This window comes from Micromonospora sp. NPDC049004 (assembly GCF_040649315.1).
Classification (GTDB): Bacteria; Actinomycetota; Actinomycetes; order Mycobacteriales; family Micromonosporaceae; genus Micromonospora.
Genome location: NZ_JBEZFG010000003.1, coordinates 138809 through 157753 on the forward strand (window position 1 = coordinate 138809; position 18945 = coordinate 157753).

14 protein-coding genes are annotated in these 18945 nt (G+C 70.8%); 4 read left to right on the forward strand and 10 right to left on the reverse strand.

Going from position 1 to position 18945, the window contains the following annotated elements; all coding sequences use genetic code 11:
* Positions 1-59: 59 nt before the first annotated feature.
* From AB0B97_RS10190 to sthA, 3 genes are all read left to right on the forward strand, one after another.
* A complete protein-coding gene (locus AB0B97_RS10190) occupies positions 60-1262 on the forward strand; it encodes a histidine kinase (RefSeq protein WP_357492344.1) in 1203 nt (400 codons plus the stop codon).
* Positions 1259-1897, forward strand: coding sequence for a response regulator transcription factor (locus tag AB0B97_RS10195; protein ID WP_357492346.1), 639 nt, complete (start codon positions 1259-1261; stop codon positions 1895-1897). The genes AB0B97_RS10190 and AB0B97_RS10195 overlap by 4 nt, the downstream gene beginning before the upstream one ends.
* A 119-nt stretch (positions 1898-2016) precedes the next feature.
* Positions 2017-3420, forward strand: a complete 1404-nt coding sequence (gene sthA / locus AB0B97_RS10200) for a Si-specific NAD(P)(+) transhydrogenase (RefSeq protein WP_234583724.1) — start codon at positions 2017-2019, stop codon at positions 3418-3420.
* Here the strand turns inward: sthA and AB0B97_RS10205 are convergent.
* The 3 genes from AB0B97_RS10205 to AB0B97_RS10215 all read right to left on the reverse strand — a co-directional run bounded on the left by AB0B97_RS10205 (position 3417) and on the right by AB0B97_RS10215 (position 6754).
* Positions 3417-3815 carry a hypothetical protein gene (locus tag AB0B97_RS10205; protein ID WP_357492348.1) on the reverse strand — a complete coding sequence of 133 codons (399 nt, stop codon included), beginning with the start codon at positions 3813-3815 and terminating at the stop codon, positions 3417-3419. The two genes, sthA and AB0B97_RS10205, sit on opposite strands and share 4 nt — an antisense overlap.
* A gap of 107 nt (positions 3816-3922) precedes the next feature.
* Complete coding sequence (locus tag AB0B97_RS10210; RefSeq protein ID WP_357492351.1) at positions 3923-5335, reverse strand: endo-1,4-beta-xylanase; 1413 nt, start codon at positions 5333-5335, stop codon at positions 3923-3925.
* Positions 5336-5368: 33 nt separating this feature from the next.
* Complete coding sequence (locus tag AB0B97_RS10215) at positions 5369-6754, reverse strand: PHB depolymerase family esterase (RefSeq protein ID WP_357492353.1); 1386 nt, start codon at positions 6752-6754, stop codon at positions 5369-5371.
* Positions 6755-7063: 309 nt separating this feature from the next.
* Here AB0B97_RS10215 and manD point away from each other — a divergent pair, with 309 nt between their 5' ends.
* The gene (manD, locus tag AB0B97_RS10220; protein ID WP_357492355.1) at positions 7064-8272 is read left to right on the forward strand and encodes a D-mannonate dehydratase ManD; all 1209 of its coding nucleotides are present in this window, start codon (positions 7064-7066) and stop codon (positions 8270-8272) included.
* Positions 8273-8318: 46 nt separating this feature from the next.
* Here the strand turns inward: manD and AB0B97_RS10225 are convergent, their stop codons facing one another.
* The 7 genes from AB0B97_RS10225 to AB0B97_RS10255 form a co-directional block, all read right to left on the reverse strand.
* Complete coding sequence (locus AB0B97_RS10225) at positions 8319-10457, reverse strand: alpha-glucuronidase (protein ID WP_357492357.1); 2139 nt, start codon at positions 10455-10457, stop codon at positions 8319-8321.
* A 43-nt stretch (positions 10458-10500) separates the two neighbouring features.
* Complete coding sequence (locus AB0B97_RS10230; protein WP_357492359.1) at positions 10501-11187, reverse strand: hypothetical protein; 687 nt, start codon at positions 11185-11187, stop codon at positions 10501-10503.
* Complete coding sequence (locus AB0B97_RS10235; protein ID WP_357492361.1) at positions 11184-12716, reverse strand: xylan 1,4-beta-xylosidase; 1533 nt, start codon at positions 12714-12716, stop codon at positions 11184-11186. Before AB0B97_RS10235 ends, AB0B97_RS10230 begins: the two co-directional genes overlap by 4 nt.
* 96 nt (positions 12717-12812) lie before the next feature.
* Entirely contained in the window at positions 12813-14456 is a 1644-nt protein-coding gene (locus AB0B97_RS10240; RefSeq protein WP_357492363.1) for an extracellular solute-binding protein, read from the reverse strand.
* Positions 14457-14501: 45 nt separating this feature from the next.
* Positions 14502-15440: a carbohydrate ABC transporter permease gene (locus AB0B97_RS10245; RefSeq protein ID WP_357492365.1), complete on the reverse strand. Its 939-nt coding sequence runs from the start codon at positions 15438-15440 to the stop codon at positions 14502-14504.
* On the reverse strand, positions 15437-16429 hold the full coding sequence (locus AB0B97_RS10250; protein WP_357492367.1) for an ABC transporter permease subunit: 993 nt from the start codon (positions 16427-16429) through the stop codon (positions 15437-15439). The genes AB0B97_RS10245 and AB0B97_RS10250 overlap by 4 nt, the downstream gene beginning before the upstream one ends.
* Before the next feature lie 9 nt (positions 16430-16438).
* The gene (locus AB0B97_RS10255) at positions 16439-18829 is read right to left on the reverse strand and encodes a glycoside hydrolase family 3 N-terminal domain-containing protein (RefSeq protein ID WP_357492369.1); all 2391 of its coding nucleotides are present in this window, start codon (positions 18827-18829) and stop codon (positions 16439-16441) included.
* Positions 18830-18945 lie beyond the last annotated feature (116 nt).

Here is an 18945-nt window from a genome sequence, read left to right on the forward strand (position 1 = left end):
GCCGGGTCTGTCTTTCGGCCGATCTGCCCGCGCCGGTCGTCTGGCTACGCTGGGTCACGATGAACGCGCCGGGATTCTCGACATGGTGGGTACGCCTGGGTCAGCTCGCCGGTCTGGCGGCGCTGGCCCTGCTCGGTGCCTTCGACCTGCGGTACGGCCTCTACAGCGGGGCGAGCGCTGCCGACGCCCTGCGCGCCCTCCTGCAGGTGGGGTTGGCGTTGCTGACCGCCGTGGTCTGGCTGCCCGTGCACCGGCAGGGGTCCCGAACCCTGCCGCTCGCGGCGCTCGCGCTCGGCACCGTCTCACTCGCTGTCACCTTCGGCTTCCTGGTGCTCAGCGCGAGCGGCAGTTATCTGCTGGGCGGCAGCTGGGGGCTGGCCGAGTCCGCCGGGATGATCGCTGTGGTGTTCGTGGTGACCCGGTGGGCCGCCGCGCGGCTCGCGCCGTGGGCGGCGGTGCTCGTCGCGCTCGCCGCCGCCGCGCTGCCGCTGCGCGCCGGCGCCGACTACGTCTACGTGATCTTCGGGCTGCTCCAGGCGCTCGCCGCGGTTGGCGCCGCCGCCGTCGGGATCTACCTGCGCGTCGTCGCCGCCGGGCGGGAGCGGGCCATCGCGCTGGTACGGGCCGAGCAGCGCGCCGAGTTCGCCCGCGACCTGCACGACTTCATCGCCCACCACGTGACCGGCATCGTGGTCCAGGCGCAGGGTGCCCGGTTCGTCGCCGAGCAGGACCCGCAACGGGTGATCGTCGCCCTGGAGCAGATCGAGCGGGCCGGCGCCGAGACGATGGCCTCCATGCGACGGATGGTCGGCGTCCTGCGCAATCCGGACGCCCCGCCGGACGCGCCGCTGGCCCCGCTGGCCGGCGTGGCCGATCTCGCACCCCTGGTGGAGGGCCACAACGACACCACCAACGCGCCGGCCCGGCTGTACGTCGACGGCCCGCTCGACGAGCTGCCGGTGGAGGTGTCGACCTCGGCGTACCGGGTGGTGATGGAGGGGCTCACCAACGCCCGCCAGCACGCCCCGGACGCCCGGTCGGTGGCCGTGTCCGTGCGTCGTACGCCGGACTGGCTCCTGGTCCGGGTCGCCGACGACGGCGCGACCCCGCGTACCGCTCCCGCCCGGGGGCACGGCTTCGGCCTGCTGGGCCTCACCGAGCGGGTACGCGCCCTCGGCGGCACGATCACCGCCGGGCCGGGGATCTCCGGCGGCTGGGTGCTCGACGCCGCGTTCCCGCTGCGGTCGGCGGTGACCCGATGATCCGGGTGCTGATCGCGGATGACCAGGCGATGGTCCGCACCGGCTTCGGCATGATCATTTCAGCGCAGCCGGACATGGCGGTGGTCGGTGAGGCCGCCGACGGGGTCGCCGCCGTCGAGATGGTCCGGCGGCTACGCCCGGACGTGGTGCTGCTGGACATCCGGATGCCCCGCCTGGACGGCCTGGAGGCGTTGCGGCTGCTCGCCGGGCCGGGCGTCGCCGACCCGGTGCGGGTGGTCGTGGTGACGACCTTCGACCTCGACGAGTACGTGCACACCGCGCTGTCCAACGGCGCCTGCGGGTTTCTCCTGAAGGACTCCGGCCCGGCGCTGCTCGTCGAGGCGGTCCGCGCTGCCGTCTCGGGCGACGCGCTGATCAGCCCGTCCATCACCGTACGACTGCTGGAGCACCTCAGCCCGCCCACCGCGCCGCGCGACGACGCCGGCCTGTCCCCGCGCGAACTCGACGTCGTGAAGCTCGTCGCCCGGGGCCTGACCAACGCGGAGATCGCCGGTCGGCTCTTCATCGCCGTCGGCACCGTCAAGACCCACCTCGCCAGCGTGCAGACCAAGCTCCCGGCCCGCAACCGTGTCGAGATCGCCGCCTGGGCCTGGGAACGCCGCCTCGTCGGCTAGGCCTGTTTCACAAGAGCTGGCCGGCCTGCGGCGAACGGCGGTGTCCGCGTGGTGGCAGACAAGTAACGCTCGCGTCCGGACTCTGGCGTCGACGGCGACATCTTGCGACGCTAGCGATCGTGTATGACTACGACCTGTTGGTGCTGGGCTCCGGACCCAGCGGTCAGAAGGCCGCGATCGCCGCCGCCAAGCTCGGCAGGCGGGTCGGCATCGTGGACCGCCGCGACATGATCGGCGGGGTGTGCATCAACACCGGCACCGTCCCGTCCAAGACGCTGCGCGAGGCCGTGCTCTATCTGACCGGCCTGAGCCAGCGCGACCTGTACGGCAGCAGCTACCGGGTCAAGGAGGAGATCACGGTCAGCGACCTGGCCGCCCGCACCCAGCATGTGATCACCCGACAGACCGACGTCATCCGCAACCAGCTCGCCCGCAACCGGGTCGCGATGATCACCGGGACCGGACGCTTCGCGGACGCGCACTCCATCTGGGTCGACGCCGGCTCCGGGCGCGAGTCGAAGGTGACGTTCGACAAGGCCATCATCGCGGCCGGCACCCGCCCGGCCCGCCCGGACAGCGTCGACTTCGACGACCGGACCATCGTGGACTCCGACGGCGTCATCAACCTGCAGGCTGTCCCCCGCAGCATGGTCGTGGTCGGCGCCGGTGTGATCGGCATGGAGTACGCGTCGATGTTCGCCGCCCTCGGCACCAAGGTGACAGTCGTGGAGCGCCGCGAGCGGATGCTGGAATTCTGCGACGAGGAGATCGTCGAGTCGCTGAAGTACCACCTGCGCGACCTGTCGGTGGCGTTCCGCTTCGGCGAGGAGGTCGCCGCGGTGGAGAAGCACCAGACGGCGGCGCTGTGCATTCTCAAGAGCGGCAAGAAGATCGTCGCGGACACCGTCATGTACTCGGCCGGCCGGCAGGGCCAGACCGACGACCTGGCGTTGGAGGCGGCCGGGTTGCAGGCCGACCGGCGCGGCCGGATCGCTGTCGACGCCAACTACCGCACCCCGGTCGACAACATCTACGCCGTCGGCGACGTGATCGGCTTCCCGGCGTTGGCGTCCACCTCGATGGAGCAGGGCCGGCTGGCCGCGCAGCACGCCTGCGGCGAGCCGATCCGGGAGATGCACGGCCTGCAGCCGATCGGCATCTACACCATCCCGGAGATCAGTTTCGTCGGCCAGACCGAGGCCGAGTTGACCGACGCGTCGACGCCCTTCGAGGTGGGCGTCGCGCGCTACCGCGAGCTGGCGCGCGGGCAGATCGTGGGCGACTCGTACGGGATGCTGAAGCTGCTCGTCTCCCCCGAGGACGGCCGGCTGCTCGGGGTGCACGTGTTCGGCACCGCGGCGACCGAGATCGTCCACATCGGTCAGGCGGTCATCGGCTGCGGCGGCACGATCGACTACCTGGTCGACGCCGTGTTCAACTATCCGACCCTGGCCGAGGCGTACAAGGTGGCCGCGTTGGACGCGTCCAACAAGATCCGCAACATCACCCGCATCGACGGTTAACCCGGGACGCCGACGTCCACCAGCTCCGTGAGGTGGGCGCGGTAGTTCGGGCAGGTCGCGATGTCCTCGTGCGTGCAGTTCAACCCGGCCTCCAGCAGATCGAGCGCCGACCGCAGCGCCGCCATCCTGGTGTGCAGCGCGCTGTGGTTGCGGTGCAGCACGTCCTTGCGGGCGGCCGGGTCGTGTGCGGCGAGGAACGCGCGGATGTCCGGCGGTGCCAGGCCGGCCTGCGTCGCGCGCAGGATCGAGGCCACCTGCTCGACGACCCGGCGCGAGCCGTCGACGAGGCCCGCCGGGTCCTCGCACCGGGCGGGCGGGCCGTGCTGCTCGGCCAGGACTGGGACCTGATCGCCATCGACTCGGACGAGTCGGACACGACCCGCCGGCTCGTGCACGCCAAGGCCGACTCGCTCCCGTCGCCGCCCGGAGATAGCGGACTCGACCGGGACGTGCCGGCCGGTGCGGAGGGTCCGGGCCGACCTCCGCACCGGCCGGGGCTCCGTCAGCCCGCCGCGCAGGTCGGGCTGAGGCTGCCGGCGGTGCCGTTGCCCTGGAACCCGAACTCGGTGGACTGTCCCGCGCCGACCTGACCGTTGTACGACACGTTTCTCCAGGTCGTCGTGCCGGTGCTACCGCTGTTGGTGGCGCTCCAGGCGTTGGTGACCGTCGCGCCGGACGGCAACGCGATCGTCACGGTCCAACCGTTGAGCGCCGACGAGCCGGCCGTCACCCGTACGTTCGCCACGAAGCCACCGGTCCACTGGTTCACCGTCACCGTCGCGGTGCAGCCGCCCTGCCCCGGAGGCGGGGTCGTGGGCGGAGGAGTGGTGGGCGGCGGGGTCGTGGGCGGCGGAGTGGTGGGTGGAGGGGTCGTGGGCGGGGGCGTGGTGGGTGGCGGGGTGCCGTTGTTCAGCGCCGCGAGGACCGCGTCGTACGCGGCCTTCTTCGAGCCGTCGTTGTTGAACAGCAGCGGGGTCTGCGAGGACCGCCACGAGTCGCTGTCGCGGATGCCCCACACCGTGATCCCGTTGCAGCGGGCCACCGCGAGGCAGTCCTCCGTCACGCTGCGGTAGGTGTTCGCGGGAGCGCCCTGGATGTCCAGCTCGGTGATCTGCACGTCCACGCCCAGCGCCGCGAAACTCGACAGCGTGGTGCGGTAGTTGCTGACGTACGGCGAGTCGCTGTTGAAGTGCGACTGGAAGCCCACGCAGTCGATCGGCACACCACGGGACTTGAAGTCCCGCACCATGTTGTAGACGCCCTGGGTCTTGGCCCAGGTCCAGTTGTCGATGTTGTAGTCGTTGTAACAGAGCTTCGCGCCCGGGTCGGCGGCGCGGGCAGCGCGGAACGCGGCCTCGATCCAGTCGTTGCCGGTGCGCTGCAGGTTCGAGTCGCGGCGTCCTCCGGAGTTGCCGTCGGCGAACGCCTCGTTCACCACGTCCCAGGAATAGATCTGTCCCCGGTAGTGGGTCACCACCTGCGTCACGTGGTTGAGCATCGCGTTACGCAGCGCGGTGCCCTCCATGCCCTGCATCCACCCCGGCTGCTGGCCGTGCCAGGCCAGGGTGTGACCGCGTACCTGCATGCCGTGGCTGCGCGCGTGGTTGACGATCGGGTCCGCCTGGGAGTAGCGGAACTGGCCCTGCTGCGGCTCCGTCGCGTCGATCTTCATCTCGTTCTCGGCCGTCACCATGGTGAACTCGCGGTTCAAGATCGTGGTGTACGTGCTGTCCGAGAGCTTGTTCGCGGCCACCGCCGTACCGAAGTAGCGGCCCTTCTCCGCCGCGGACGCGCCCAGGGTGGTCCCGGCGGACGCGGGCGTCACCAGGACCATTGCCATGCCGGCGGCGAGAGCGCCCGCGCCGGTCAGCGCGATCGCGGCTCTCGATGCCGCCTTCCATTTCGTTCTGCTCATCGTGCGACTCCGTTTGTCGATGGTGGTGGGTGGTCAGGAGACGGCGCAGGTGGCCCCGTTGAGCGCGAACGACGACGGTTTGCCGGTGCCGCCGGTGTGGGTGGCCTGGAACCCGATCTCGACCGACGCGTTCGGCGCGAGGGTGCCGTTGTAGGAGACGTTGCGGGCGGTGACCGCTCCGCTCGTCGGGGAGTAGGTGGCGTTCCAGCCGTTGGTGATGGCCTGGCCGCTGGGCAGCGTGAAGGTCAGCGCCCACCCGTTGACGGCGGCGGTGCCGGTGTTGGTGATGGTCACGCTCGCGGTGAGGCCCGAGTTCCAGGCGTTGACCGTGTATCCGACCCGGCAGGCACCCGCGGTGGGCGGAGGCGTGGTCGGCGGAGGCGTGGTCGGCGGCGGCGTCGTCGGCGGAGGCGTGGTCGGGGGCGGCGTGGTCGGGGGCGGCGTGGTCGGGGGCGGCGTCGTCGGGGGCGGCGTCGTGGGCGGCGGCGTCGTCGGGGGCGTCGTGCCGTCCAGCCCGAAGAAGCGGATCACCTGGGCCGCGTCGACAGGGATGTTGTGTGTGACGCCCTGCATGCTGATCGCCTCGACCGGTGCCATCGGGCCGCTGCTGCCGTACCGGGTGCGGGTGTATCCGGACTGCGGGGAGTCGGTGTACGTCGGGGTCTGGCTCAGACCGTGCACGTTCGTCCACTGCTTGATCTGCTCGCCGAAGTTCGGGTAGCGCAGCGTCTCGTCGCTGGTGCCATGCCAGATCTGCATCCGCGGTCGCCGGCCCGTGTAGCCGGGGTACGCCCCGCGGACCAGGTCACCCCACTGCTGGGCGGTCTTGATGGACTGCCCGTTCGCGCACTCGCTGTTCCACTCCGAGGTGCCCCCGGTGGCGAAGCAGGCGAACGGCACCCCGGCGAAGGACGCGCCCGCCGCGAACACGTCCGGGTAGTCGCCGAGCATGACGTTGGTCATCATCGCGCCCGACGAGGTGCCGGTGGCGAAGACGCGGTCCGGGTCGGCGGAGTACCGCTGCTTCACGTAGTCGATCATCGAGATGAGCCCGACAGGGTCGCTGCCGCCACCTCGGCGCAGCGCCTGCGGCGAGGCCACGTCCCAGCACTTGCTGCTGCGGGTCGCGGACGGGTAGATGACGATGAATCCGTACCGGTCGGCGAGCGACGCGTACTGCGTGCCGGAGTAGAAGGCGGGGCCCGTCCCGGTGCAGTAGTGCAGGGCGAGCAGGATTCCTGGCCGGGATGCGACCCGGTCCGGGACGTACAGGTGCATCTGGAGGTTTGTGGGGTTGTTGCCGAAGCCGGTCACCTGGGTGAGCGTCGCGGCCGACGCGGGGCTGGCGAACGTCAGCGCCGCGGCGGCGACTGTCGCGACCGCCGCGAGGACGCCGAGCAGCCTTGTCTTCAGTGTCATGGTTCGCGATTCCTCGGGAGAATGGCGCATGGAAGGGGGGTGAGTCGAGGACTGCCCTTCGCCCGACCGTGACCGCGGCTCGCGTGACCGATGTCAGCTTCGATCGAGCGCACTCGATTGTCAAGGTTCCCGGAAACCTTTCGGTGCAAGGGATTGGGCCGTCACCTGCACGCACTCCCCGCTCAGCAACACCATTCACCACCGGCAGCCGGCGGGATATTATCGGCACGTTCCCGATAGGCAGACCGCCCTCGCACGCACCCCCTGCGAGCGTCCTCACGCGACTCCCGCGGGCACGAAGGAGATCGAGTGAAGATCGTCGACGCCCGGGTCATCGTGACCTGTCCGGGCCGCAACTTCGTCACCCTCAAGATCGTCACTGACGAGGGCGTCACAGGCGTCGGGGACGCCACCCTCAACGGCCGGGAGCTGGCCGTCGCGTCGTACCTGCGCGACCACGTGGCGCCGCTGCTGATCGGCCGGGACCCGGCCCGGATCGAGGACACCTGGCAGTACCTGTACCAGGGCGCGTACTGGCGGCGCGGGCCGGTCACGATGAGCGCGATCGCCGCGGTGGACACCGCGCTGTGGGACATCAAGGGCAAGGTGGCGGGCCTGCCGGTCTACCAGCTGCTCGGCGGCCGGTCCCGCGAGGGCGTCACGGTGTACGGCCACGCCAACGGCGAAACCGTCGAGGAGGTCCTGGTCGAGGTCGCCCGCTACGTCGACCTCGGCTACCGGGCGGTCCGGGTGCAGTGCGGCGTGCCGGGCCTGCCCAAGACGTACGGGGTCAGCGCCGACAAGCTCTTCTACGAGCCGGCCGACGCGGCGCTGCCCAGCGAGGCCACCTGGTCGACGCCGCGCTACCTGGCCCACGTGCCCACCGTGTTCGCCCGGGTCCGCGACGAGTTCGGCCCCACCCTGCGGCTGCTGCACGACGTGCACCACCGGCTCACGCCCATCGAGGCGGCCCGGCTCGGCCAGAGCCTGGAGCCCTACGCGCTGACCTGGATGGAGGATCCGGTCCCCGCCGACCTGCAGGAGGGCTTCCGGCTGATCCGGCAGCACACCACCACCCCGATCGCCGTGGGCGAGGTCTTCAACAGCGTCTTCGACGCGGCGCAGCTCATCCGGGAACAGCTCATCGACTACATCCGGGCCACGGTGGTGCACGCCGGCGGCATCACCCACCTGCGTCGCATCTTCGACCTCGCCGCGCTGCACCACGTCCGCAGCGGCTCACACGGCGCCACCGACCTGTCGCCCGTGTGTATGGCCGCCGCGCTCCAGCTCGACATCTCGATCCCCAACTTCGGCCTGCAGGAGTACATGCGGCACACCGCGCAGACCGACGAGGTGTTCCCGCACGGCTACCACTACGCCGACGGCTACCTGCACCCCGCCGAGACCCCCGGCCTCGGCGTCGACATCGACGAGGAGGCGGCGGCCCGCTACCCGTACGCGCCCGCGTACCTGCCGGTGAACCGGCTGGAGGACGGGACCGTGCACCCCTGGTGAGCGCGCCGGCGCCGATGCTCCGGCCGGCCCGGCCGGGCCGGCCGGGTCAGTGGATGCGCCGCCCCCGCTCGTCGGGCACCCCGGACTTGCGGAAGAAGTACGTGTTGATCTGATCCCGCCACTCGGTGGCGCAGCGCAGCTGCTCGTCGAGGCGCTCGGCCACCCGTTCGTACACGGCCGGATCGATCATCCCGTTCAGGGTCTGCCACCGCCGCCGCATCACCGCCACCTCCTCGACGCCCGCGAAGTGGGTGTCGTAGATGTGCTGGATGACCGTGGAGCCGCTGTGCAGGACGTGCGTGTACGGGACGTGGTGAAAGAAGAGCAGCAGCTCGTCCGGGCAGGTGCGGGGCGACTCGTACACCTGCGCCCAGTGGGGCGGGTACTGGCCGGCGAAGCCGGTGCCCGAGGCGCGACTGCGGTCCACGCCGACGCCGTCCCGGTCGGCGAAGTGGTAGGTGCCCCACCGCGAGTACTCGTACCCGTCGACGTCGGGGCCGTAGTGGTCGCCGGGGTGGACCATGAAGCCGACGCCCAACGGGGCGGTGTACCGCTCGTACGTCCGCCACGAGTCGTCCATGATCTCGTGCAGTGTCCGTCGTACCAGCTCCGGCTCGGCCGTCGCCGACGGCGGGAACGTCAACGTCATCCACTCGTCGAGGACCGCCGTCGGGTCGAGCAGCGGATCCCAGGCGAGCCGGCCGACCGTGTACAGGTTGGCCTGGGCCAGCGGGTGCCCCGTCCAGAAGGGGTCGTCGCCGGTGTTGGCGACGGCGACCAGGCCACCGCCCTTGCCGGCCTCCCCGGTGACCAGGTCGGCGATCGTCCGCCCGCCCGGGCCCCAGGGCTCGAAGCGCAGCACGTCGCTCCAGCAGGGCCCGAGGTGGCAGACGTGCCGCTGCTGACCCGTGTACTCCTGGGTGACCTGCAACTCGACAGCGATCCGGGTGGCCGGCATGGCGGCGAGCACCGGCGAGACCGGCTCACGCGTCTGGAAGTCCACCGGGCCGAACTTCACCTGCAGGACCACGTTGGTGCGGAACCGCCCGTCGAGCGGGGCGAAATGGTCGTACGCCGCCCGCGCCCGGTCGGTGGAGCGGTCCCGCCAGTCCTGGTGGTGGTTGTAGACGAACGCCCGCCAGTGCACCACTCCCCCGTACGGGGCGAGGGCCTCGGCGAGCAGGTTCGCCCCGTCGGCGTGGTCGCGCCCGTAGGTGAACGGGCCGGGTTGCCCCTCCGAGTCGGCCTTCACCACGTAGCCGCCGAAGTCGTCGATGCGCTCGTACACCCGCCGGGTGGTGGCCGCCCACCAGGCGCGTACCTCCTCGTCGAACGGATCGGCGCTCGACAGTCCACCGAGGACCACAGGCGCGGCGAAGGTGACCGACAGGTGTACCCGGATGCCGTACGGGCGCAGCACGTCCGCGATCCGCGCCACGTCGCCGAGCCGGTCGGTGAGCAGCAGCGCCTCGGCGTGACCCACGTTGACGTTGTTCACCGAGATCGCGTTGATCCCGCTGGCGGCCAGCAGCCGCCCGTACTCCCGGATCCGGGCCAGGTCCCCGCGCGGACGGCCATCGGCCCAGAAGATCGAGCCGCCCGCGTACCCCCGTTCGACCTGACCCATCACCGGGTGCACGGCCACGTTGTCCCAGTGGTTCAACATCCGGCGGCGCAGCGCGGGCCGGTGCAGCTCGGGTGGGCGGGCCGGGTCGAAGGCCGCCGCGCAGAGCCGTACGACGTGGAAGAGCCCGTACAGCAGGCCGGCGGGCGCGTCGGCGAGCACCACTGTCGTCTCGCCGGCGCGGGCCAGCAGGAACCCCTCGTCGCCGAGCGTCGCACCGTCGCCCAGGTCGACGAGCGCCGCCTCCCCCGCCGACCGCGCCGCCTCGACCGCGGCGCTGGGCAGCTCGTCGGCGTCGCGCAGGGTGAGCACCAGGTCGACGTCGACGTCCCAGGAGGGCGAATGCCAGACCCGCCCGCCGTAGCGCGCGCAGGCACGGGTCACCTCGTCGAGGACGGTGTCGACGAGCAGCCCGTCGCCGTGCACGAGGACGCGGCGCGCGCCGAGCGCGCGGAACGCCTCCGGTGGGAGCCAGGCGGGGTGTACGCGCGGGTCCTCGATGTCGCCCGGCTCCGCCACGAACACCGGCTCCTCCAGGTGCATCGACTCGTGCGCGTTCACGCGTCCTCCCGGCCGAAGCGCACCTCGGCGGTCGCGGGCAGGCTCATGCGGTGAACTCCTTCCGGATCAGGTGGATCATCGGGTCGCCGACGCGCAGGACCGCCAGCACCACGACCGAGGCGAGCAGCACCAGGACGGCCTCGGAGAAGACCGCGGTGACCCCGGCCGCCGCGGCGAGCAGCAGGGCGTTGCCGACGGTGACCCCGGGCGTACGGACGAGAAAGTGCACGGCCAGGCGCAGGACGTCGCGGGTGCGGAACTCGAACAGCGAGGTGATCACCAGCGCGTTGGCGGCGCAGAGGGTCACCCCGACCGCGATCAGGACCAGCGGCACCACCCACCACCTCCCGAGGCCTACCGCATCTCGATAGGCGAGGTTCAGCGCGAGCACGGTTAGCCACAGCAACGTCGGCGCCCAGACCCGCAGCGCGCCCGTGGCGTTGCTCCGGTAGCCCCGCCAGAACAGGGCGGCGGGCCGCAGGTCCGTCAGGTCGGGCCGCTGGTGGCGCAGGGCGTACAGGGCCGCGCAGACCGCCGGACCGACCGGCAGCAGCAGGAGCGCGACAAGCGGCAGGTTGCTGGGGTCGCGGCCGAGCAGCAGCAGCGGGAGCAGGCCGGGCAGTGTGGTGACCAGGAGCAGCACCTCGACCACGAGCAGCGTGTAGACGCGGGACGCGAACCGGGACAGCGGCCCGTCGCCGAACTGCCGCCAGGCGTGCGCGGTGCTCATCGGTCGTCCCCCGGCTCGGCGCCCAGCAGGCCGTCGGCGTCCCACCACGGCGGGGTCTCGTCCACGACCGGGGTCAGTTCGAGGAGGGTGACCTCGTGCCGGCTGAGGGTGAGGTCCACCTCGACCCGGCCGGCGGCGACCGGCAGGGCACGGTGCGTCCGCGACGGTTCCGCCGCCTCCCGCAGCGCGTCGAGCTGCCGGACGCCCGGCGAGCGGGGGCGGCCCATCTCGGCCCACGCCGCCCAGGCGTTGCCGGCCTCCTCGCTGACCGACGAGCGGAGCAGGAACGCCGAGGTCGTCGCGGGCGAGCCGAGCGGAATCGACAGCGCCAGGGGGTGTCGGTCGGGTGCCGGTGACCGTCCGGTGACGTCCACCGGCGCCCACGCCAGCACGGCCACCCGTCCGTCGGGATGGCGGGTGACCAGGTGGTCGTCGCCGCGCGCCAGCACCTCGGGGCCGAGGCGGGCCATGAAGGCGTACAGGTGGTAGGTGGGTTTCTTGATCTGGCGGTGGGTGAGCAGGCCGAACCCGCCGTGGAACAGCGCGGTCGGGATCCCCGCCTCCTCGAACATGTCGCTGAAGGTCCAGTACGCGAAGGAGTCCACGAGGTCGCCGCCGGCGGCCAGCACGGGTGCGAGGTAGGCGGCGTGGAACGCCGTGTCGTGGATCGGGTTGTCCGGCCGGTAGGAGGAGTTGAACTCGGTGATGTGCACCGGCAGGTCCGCCAGCGCGGTGCCGGCCAGGTGCCGGCGCGGCGCGGCGAACTGGGTGAGCAGATCCGTGGCCGGGGCGAGGGACTGGTGGGTGCCGAACGGCACGTGCCGCGCCGGGCCGGAGGTGTACGCGTGCCGGCTGACGAAGTCGACGGGCACCTGCCGCTCGGTGACGAACTCGGCGAACGGCGCCAGCCACCCGTCCGCCCCGGGCGAGATCGCCGGGCCGCCGACCTGCAACGACGCGTCCACCTCCTTGACGGCGTGCGCGCTCACCTCGTACAGGTGGTGGTACGCGTCGCGGTCGGCGCCCGCCCAGAAGTCGGCGAGGTTCGGCTCGTTCCACACCTCGATCGGCCAGCCACGGACCTCGTCGATCCCGTACCTGTCGACCAGGTGGGCGACCGTGGCGCGGACCAGGTCGCCCCACTCCTTGTGGGACTCCGGTGGCGTGACGTTGCCCCGCCACCAGAACACCGTCTGGTCGCCCGACGCGAGGCCGCTGGGCATGAACCCCAGCTCCACGAAGGGGCGGATGCCCAGATCGAGGTACGCGTCGACGACCTGGTCGACGTAGGTGAACGAGTGGTGCACCCGGCGCTCGCCGGCGTACTCGTACGGGCGGTGCACACCGACACCGTCGCTGAGCAGCCCGTGCCCGCGAATGTGCCGAAACCCGATGTCGCGTTGGATGAGCGCCAGCGAGTCCTGGTAGTCGCGGCGCAGGGCCAACTCGAAACGGCCGGTGCCGACGGCGAAGCGCCAGGCATCGGACAGGCGGCCCTGCGGATCCGCCGACACGGTCATGCGCGTCATCTCGTCCTCTTCGGTGCGGTGCGCGGCCGGTGCGGTGCGCGGCTGACGGTGCGCGGCCGGTCCGGTCGTGACGGGCACGACCGGACCGGCCGACGGTCAGCCGTGGTCCTTCTGGTACCTGTCGTACGCCTTGTTGACCATGGTCAGGTAGGCGTCCATGTTCTTGCCCTTCAACTCGGCCAGATAGGCGTCCCACTGGGAGAGGTCGCGCTGGCCGAGCGCGAACTGCAGGGTCGCCTGGTAGACGGCGTCCTTCAGCGGTGTCTCCCACAGTGACGCCTGCTCGCGCTCCTCGTCGCTGAGGGGGTGCGGCGGGGGCACCGCGACCGGCGGACGGGCGTTCAGCACCTTCTGGAACTCCTGCTCCTCCGGGGAGAAGAAGCCCTGCACCAGCTCCGGCTTGCCACCGTAGGCGAACACGCCGTTGTAGAAGCCGAAGTCCTTCTGCAGATGCTTGGGCGCCTTCGGGTTCAGGCCGATGACGTTGACGTCGGGCGCGAGCTTGGGCTGGCCGGCGGCGTCCCGGACGAACGTCGTTCCCTCGACGCCCCACTTGGCGAACTCCTGACCGGCGTCGGAATACCAGAGCCAGTCGATGAACTGCATCATCGCCACGAAGTTCTTGCTCTCGCGGGCCTTCGAGGAGATCATCACGCCGTTCTCCAACCGGCTGGCGGGGTTGACCTCACCCGCCGGACCGATCGGCAGCGGGATCTTGGCGATCTTCGCCTTGGGGTTGGTCTTGGCGAGGTCGGGCCGGTAGTCGTTCACGACCGCCTGCGCGTTGGCGCTGATCACGAAGGACTTGCTGTTGGCGAGCTTCTGCCGGGCCTGTTCGTCGGTCTGGGTGAAGCTCTCCGGGTCGAGCAGCTTCTCCGACACCAGCTTGTTGAGGTACTGGAGCATCTGCTTGTACTGCTCCGTTGCGCCGGTGTAGACGAACTTCTTGGCGTTCGCGTCCCAGGAGGTGTGCTGGAAGTTCCAGCCCGCCCCCTGCAGTCCGTACGACACGGCCAGGATGTTGAGCAGGTTGCCGGCCGGGTTGGGCTTGCTCCACCGGTCGGAGAACGGATACACGTTCGGGTACTTGGCCTTCATGGCCTTGAGCACCGTGTACAGCTCGTCCCAGGTCTTCGGCGGGCTCAGCTTCAGCTCGTCGAGGATGTCGGTGCGGATCGCCAGCGAGTAGTCCTGCCACGGCTTCTCGTGCAGGCCGGGCAGCAGGTAGAACTTGCCGTCCTCCTGACGCCGCGTGTCGATCTCGGGCTTGAGGTTCCACCGCGAGATCTTGTCCTGGAGGTTCGGCATGAGGTCCAGGTAGTCGCTGACCGGCAGGACCGCCCCGGAGGAGACGTAGGCGTCCTCCTGGCCGGGGTACGTCTTCGGGATGATCATCGGAGCGTCGCCGGCGCCGATCAGCAGGCTGCGCTTCTGTTCGTAGTCGCTCAGCGGCACGGCGACCGGCGAGAGCGTGACGTTGGCCCGCGACTTCAGCTCGTTCCAGAAGAGCCAGTCCTCGCGCAGCGGGTAGTTCGGATGGTTGTTGTAGAGGATGGAGAAGGAAACCGGCTCGCTCGCCTTGAACTGCTTGCCGATGCCGTAGTCGGCCATCGCACCGGCCCGGTTCTCCGACAGGTCCTTGGCGTCGGACGAGTCCTCGCTACAGGCGGCGATACTGCTGGCCGCGAGCAGCGCGGCTACTGCCGCTGTCGCGGCGCGGCGCCACGATCGGTGGAGCATGGCGGTCCTTTCGGGTTCGGTGAAGGGAAATGGTGGACGTGCCGGTCAGCCCTTGACGGCGCCGAGCATCACGCCGCGGACGAAGTACCGCTGGACGAAGGGGTAGACAGCGAGGATCGGCAGGGTCGTGAGCACGATCGTCACGGCCTTGAGCGTCGCGTCGGCCTGCACCTCGTCGGCCTCGGCGATGACGCCGACGTTCTCCGCGCCGGTGGCCCCCGCGATCAGGTTGCGCAGATAGACGGTCACCGGCCACAGCTCCTGCTGGTCCATGTAGAGGAAGGCGGCGAACCAGGAGTTCCAGAAGGCAACGGCGTAGAACAGCACCATCGTGGCGACGATCGCCTTCGACAACGGCAGCACGATGCGCAGCAGGATGCCGTACGTGTTGAGCCCGTCGACGGCCGCGGCCTCCTCCAGGTCCGTGGGCAGACTCTCGAAGAACGCCTTCATCACCAGCAGGTTGAACACGTTTATCGCGTTGGGCACCGCGATGGCCCAGACGGTGTTCTTCATGCCCAGGCTGGTGACCAGCACGTAGTTGGGGATCAGGCCGCCGGTGAAGAACATGGTGAACACCGCGATACCGATCAGAGCCGTACGGCCGCGCAGGTGCTTCTTGGACAGCACGTAGGCGTAACAGGTGGTCAGCACGATCGAGATGACAGTGGCGACGACCGTGTAGAAGACGGTGTTGCGGTAGTTCGTCCAGAACAGCGAGTCGTTCAGCACCAGCCGGTAGGTGTCCAGGTTGAAGCCGCGCGGCACGAGGTTGACCTTGCCGGCGATGATGTACTGCTCGTCGCTGAGCGAGCGGGCCACGACGTTGACGAACGGGAACAGCGTCACCACCACGACGATGGTGAGCACTACCGCGTTGCACGCCTGGAACACGCGGTAGCCCCGGGTCGGGCGGATTCCGCGCGGCCGCGCACGCGCGGGCAGGTCGCTGCCGCTGGCCGTGTCGGCCGCGTCGACGGTCACCACAGGCTCGTCCCCACGGTGCGGCGGGCGATCAGGTTCGCCGTCAGGACCAGCGTGAGCCCGATGACCGCCTCGAACAGCCCGATGGCGGCGGCGTAGCTGAAGTTGCTGGACCCGAAGCCCATCCGGAACAGGTACGTGGAGAGAACGTCGGCGGTCGGATAGGTCAGCGGGTTGTAGAGCAGCAGGATCTTCTCGAACCCGACGGCCATGAAGCTGCCGATGTTGAGGATCAGCAACGTCACCATTGTCGGGCGGATGCCCGGCAGCGTCACGTGCCAGGTCTGCCGCCACCGGTTGGCGCCGTCGATCCGGGCCGCCTCGTACAGGTCGTCGTCGACCGTGGTGAGCGCGGCGAGGTAGAGAATGGTGCCCCAGCCGACCGTCTGCCAGACCTCGGACGACACGTAGATGGTCCGGAACCACTCGGCCCGTTGCAGGAACGGCACCGCGTCGCCGCCGGTGGCCTGCACGATCTGGTTGATGGTGCCGTCGACCGAGGTCAACTGCATGACCATGGCCGCCACGATCACGATCGACAGGAAGTGCGGCAGGTAGGACACGGACTGGACGAACCGCCGCAGGCGACGGGCGCGCACCTCGTTGAGCAGCAGCGCCAGGACGATCGGCAGCGGGAAGCAGAACAGCAGGGTCAGCGTCCCGAGCACCAGCGTGTTGGTGAAGACGTCCCAGAACGTCGGGTCGGCGAGGAACATCCGGAAGTACCGCAGCCCCACCCAGTACTCACCGAAGATGCTGCCGCCGGGCTTGAACCGGCGGAACGCGATGATGTTGCCGATCATCGGGAGGTACCGGAAGACGAGGAAGAACAGCAGAGGCCCGATGGCGAGCGAGTAGAGCTGCCAGTCCCGGCGCAGCGCCTGCCGCCAGGTGCGGCGACGGCGCGGCGCGCGGGGCGCCCCGACGGCGGCCTCCGCCGGAGCGCCGGGTGGCGCCGGTGGCGGTGGCCGTAACGTTCCGGATGTCATCCTCGCCTCCTATGCGGAGTGCGGTACGGCCACCAGGGGCTCGACCCGCACCGACGTGAGTAGTGCCCGCTGGTGGCCGACCTGGCGCTCGGGCCCGGTCAGCAGCAGCGCCACGGCCGCCGCCATCTCCCCGCTCGACCGCCCGAACCGCAGCTCCACCGCGCCGGGCTCGACGATGCGCCGGCCGGACCGACCGGTGAACGACGCGATGTCGGCAGGTACGCCGAACGTCACGTGCGCCTCCGCCCCGGGCTCCAGGGGCACCCGGGCGAAGCCGACGAGCCGGTTCACCGGGCGGGTGGTCTGCGCCACCGGGTCGTGCAGATAGAGCTGCACCACCTCGGTGCCGGCCCGGTCACCCGTGTTGCGGACGGTGATCCGCACCCGTACCTCGCCGTCGACCGGCCAGGCGGTCGTCCCGCCCTCGGTCCCGTCCGCCGGCGACACGACCGTGGCGTCGGACCACTCGAAGCTGGTGTAGCTCAGGCCGTGGCCGAACGGGTACGCCGCTGTCGTGTCGATCGAGGACACCTTGCTGCGGTGCCCGAGCGGCGGCGACAGGTAGGTGCCCGGCAGGCCGCCGGCGTCGCGCGGGACGCTGACCGGCAACCGCCCGGACGGGTTCACCGCGCCGATGAGCACCTCGGCGAGCGCCTGAGCGCCGAGTTGGCCGAGGAAGAACGCCTGCACCACGGCCGCTGCGGTGTCGAACTCCGGGCCGAGCGCGTACGGCCGGCCGGTCATCAGCACCAGCACGACGGGAGTGCCGGTGGCGAGGACGGCCCGGACGAGGTCGGCCTGCACCCCGGGCAGGCGCAGGTCGGCGGCGTCGCAGCCCTCACCGGAGGTGCCCCGGCCGAACATTCCCGCCCGGTCGCCGACGGCGAGCACACACACGTCGGCCGCGCTGGCCGCGGCGACCGCGGCCGGGATGCCCGAGGTGTCCTCGCCGGTGATGGTGCAACCCGGCTCGTGGGTGAGCAGGGGGACGCGGCGGGCCAGTTCCTCGCGCAGCGACGCGATGTCCAGGCCCATGCCGTGGTCGCTGTGGTTGACGCCGACGTGGTTGGGAAAGGAGTAACAGCCCAGCATGGCCATCGGATCGTCGGCGACCGGACCCACCAGGGCGACCCGGCTCGCGATGGGCAACGGCAGGACACCGTCGTTGCGCAGCAGGACGACGGACTCGCGAGCCAGGCGTACGGCGACGTCCCGGCTGGCCTCGTCGTCGAGGCGCAGGTCCGCGACGTCCTCGGGCAACTCGCGCCAATCCTCGTCGAGCAGGCCGAGCTCGATCTTCTGGATCAGCACCCGACGCAACGCCCGGTCGATCAGCGCCTCGTCGACCTCGCCGGCGCGGACGGCCTCCACCAGCGCGCCGCCGAAGGCGTCCACGGTGGGCAGCTCGACGTCGATCCCGGCGCGCAGGGCCAGGTGGGCGGCGTCGGCCGCGCCCTCGGCGACACCGTGCAGGGTCTGCAGGAACCGTACGGCGAAGTAGTCGGCCACGACGGTGCCGGTGAAACCCCACTCGTCGCGCAGCAGCCCGGTCAGCAGCTGCTCGTCGGCGGCGGCCGGCATGCCGTCGATCTCGGCGTAGGAGTTCATCACCGACCGCGCGCCGCCGAGGCGCAGGGCCATCTCGAACGGCGGCAGGATGACGTCGGCCAGTTCGCGGCGTCCCATCGACACCGGGGCGAGGTTGCGGCCACCCCGGGAGGCCGAGTAGCCGGCGAAGTGCTTGAGGGTGGCCACCACGCCGGCGTTCTCCAGGCCCCGCACGTACGCCGCGCCGGTCGTTCCCACCAGGTACGGGTCCTCCCCGATCGTCTCCTCGGTGCGGCCCCAGCGGTAGTCGCGGGTGACGTCGACGACTGGCGCGAGCCCCTGATGCACGCCCGCGGCGCGCATGGACCTGCCGATCCGGCCGGCCATCTCCTGGACCAGGTCGGGGTCGAAGGACGCGCCCCAGCCCAGCGGGGTCGGGTAGACGGTGGCCTGCCAGGCCGCGAACCCGGTGAGGCACTCCTCGTGCACCTGGGCGGGAATGCCGAACCGGCTGGCGGCGACGATCTGTGCCTGGGACGCCGCCAGCGACCGGGCGCCGAGCACCGGGTCGACAGGCGCGGTGCCGAACGGCCGGGTGAGCTGGCCCAGCCCGTGGGAGATGACGTCGTCCCAGGCCGGCGTCTCGGCGACCATGTCGGACTGGTGGGGAGCGACGCCCTCGCCGGAGGCGTCGGCGCCGACCCAGACGCCGACGAGCTGGGCGATCTTCTCCTGCACCGACATCAGCGGGAGCAGCGCCTCGGCCCGCTCGGCCGGTGACAGCCGCGCGTCCCGCCAGGGTGTGGCGTCGCGCGACGCCGGTTCGCCGTCGGCGGGCAGCTGACTTCTCATGCCGAGACCCCTTAGCTCCGGCCACGTTCCCGCACCCTCGTGGGACCGGTCCGTGGCGGACGGTGTGCGATCCGAAACTTTCCGGAAACCCAAGCAACCTTTTCGGCAACCTAAGT

Coding starts and splice junctions, on each gene's coding strand:
- AB0B97_RS10235 (WP_357492361.1), bottom strand. CDS start 12,716: ATGACGCGCATGACCGTGTCGGCGGATCCGCAGGGCCGCCTGTCCGAT.
- AB0B97_RS10210 (WP_357492351.1), bottom strand. CDS start 5,335: ATGAGCAGAACGAAATGGAAGGCGGCATCGAGAGCCGCGATCGCGCTG.
- AB0B97_RS10215 (WP_357492353.1), bottom strand. CDS start 6,754: ATGACACTGAAGACAAGGCTGCTCGGCGTCCTCGCGGCGGTCGCGACA.
- AB0B97_RS10195 (WP_357492346.1), top strand. CDS start 1,259: ATGATCCGGGTGCTGATCGCGGATGACCAGGCGATGGTCCGCACCGGC.
- AB0B97_RS10230 (WP_357492359.1), bottom strand. CDS start 11,187: ATGAGCACCGCGCACGCCTGGCGGCAGTTCGGCGACGGGCCGCTGTCC.
- AB0B97_RS10255 (WP_357492369.1), bottom strand. CDS start 18,829: ATGAGAAGTCAGCTGCCCGCCGACGGCGAACCGGCGTCGCGCGACGCC.
- AB0B97_RS10250 (WP_357492367.1), bottom strand. CDS start 16,429: ATGACATCCGGAACGTTACGGCCACCGCCACCGGCGCCACCCGGCGCT.
- AB0B97_RS10240 (WP_357492363.1), bottom strand. CDS start 14,456: ATGCTCCACCGATCGTGGCGCCGCGCCGCGACAGCGGCAGTAGCCGCG.
- AB0B97_RS10190 (WP_357492344.1), top strand. CDS start 60: ATGAACGCGCCGGGATTCTCGACATGGTGGGTACGCCTGGGTCAGCTC.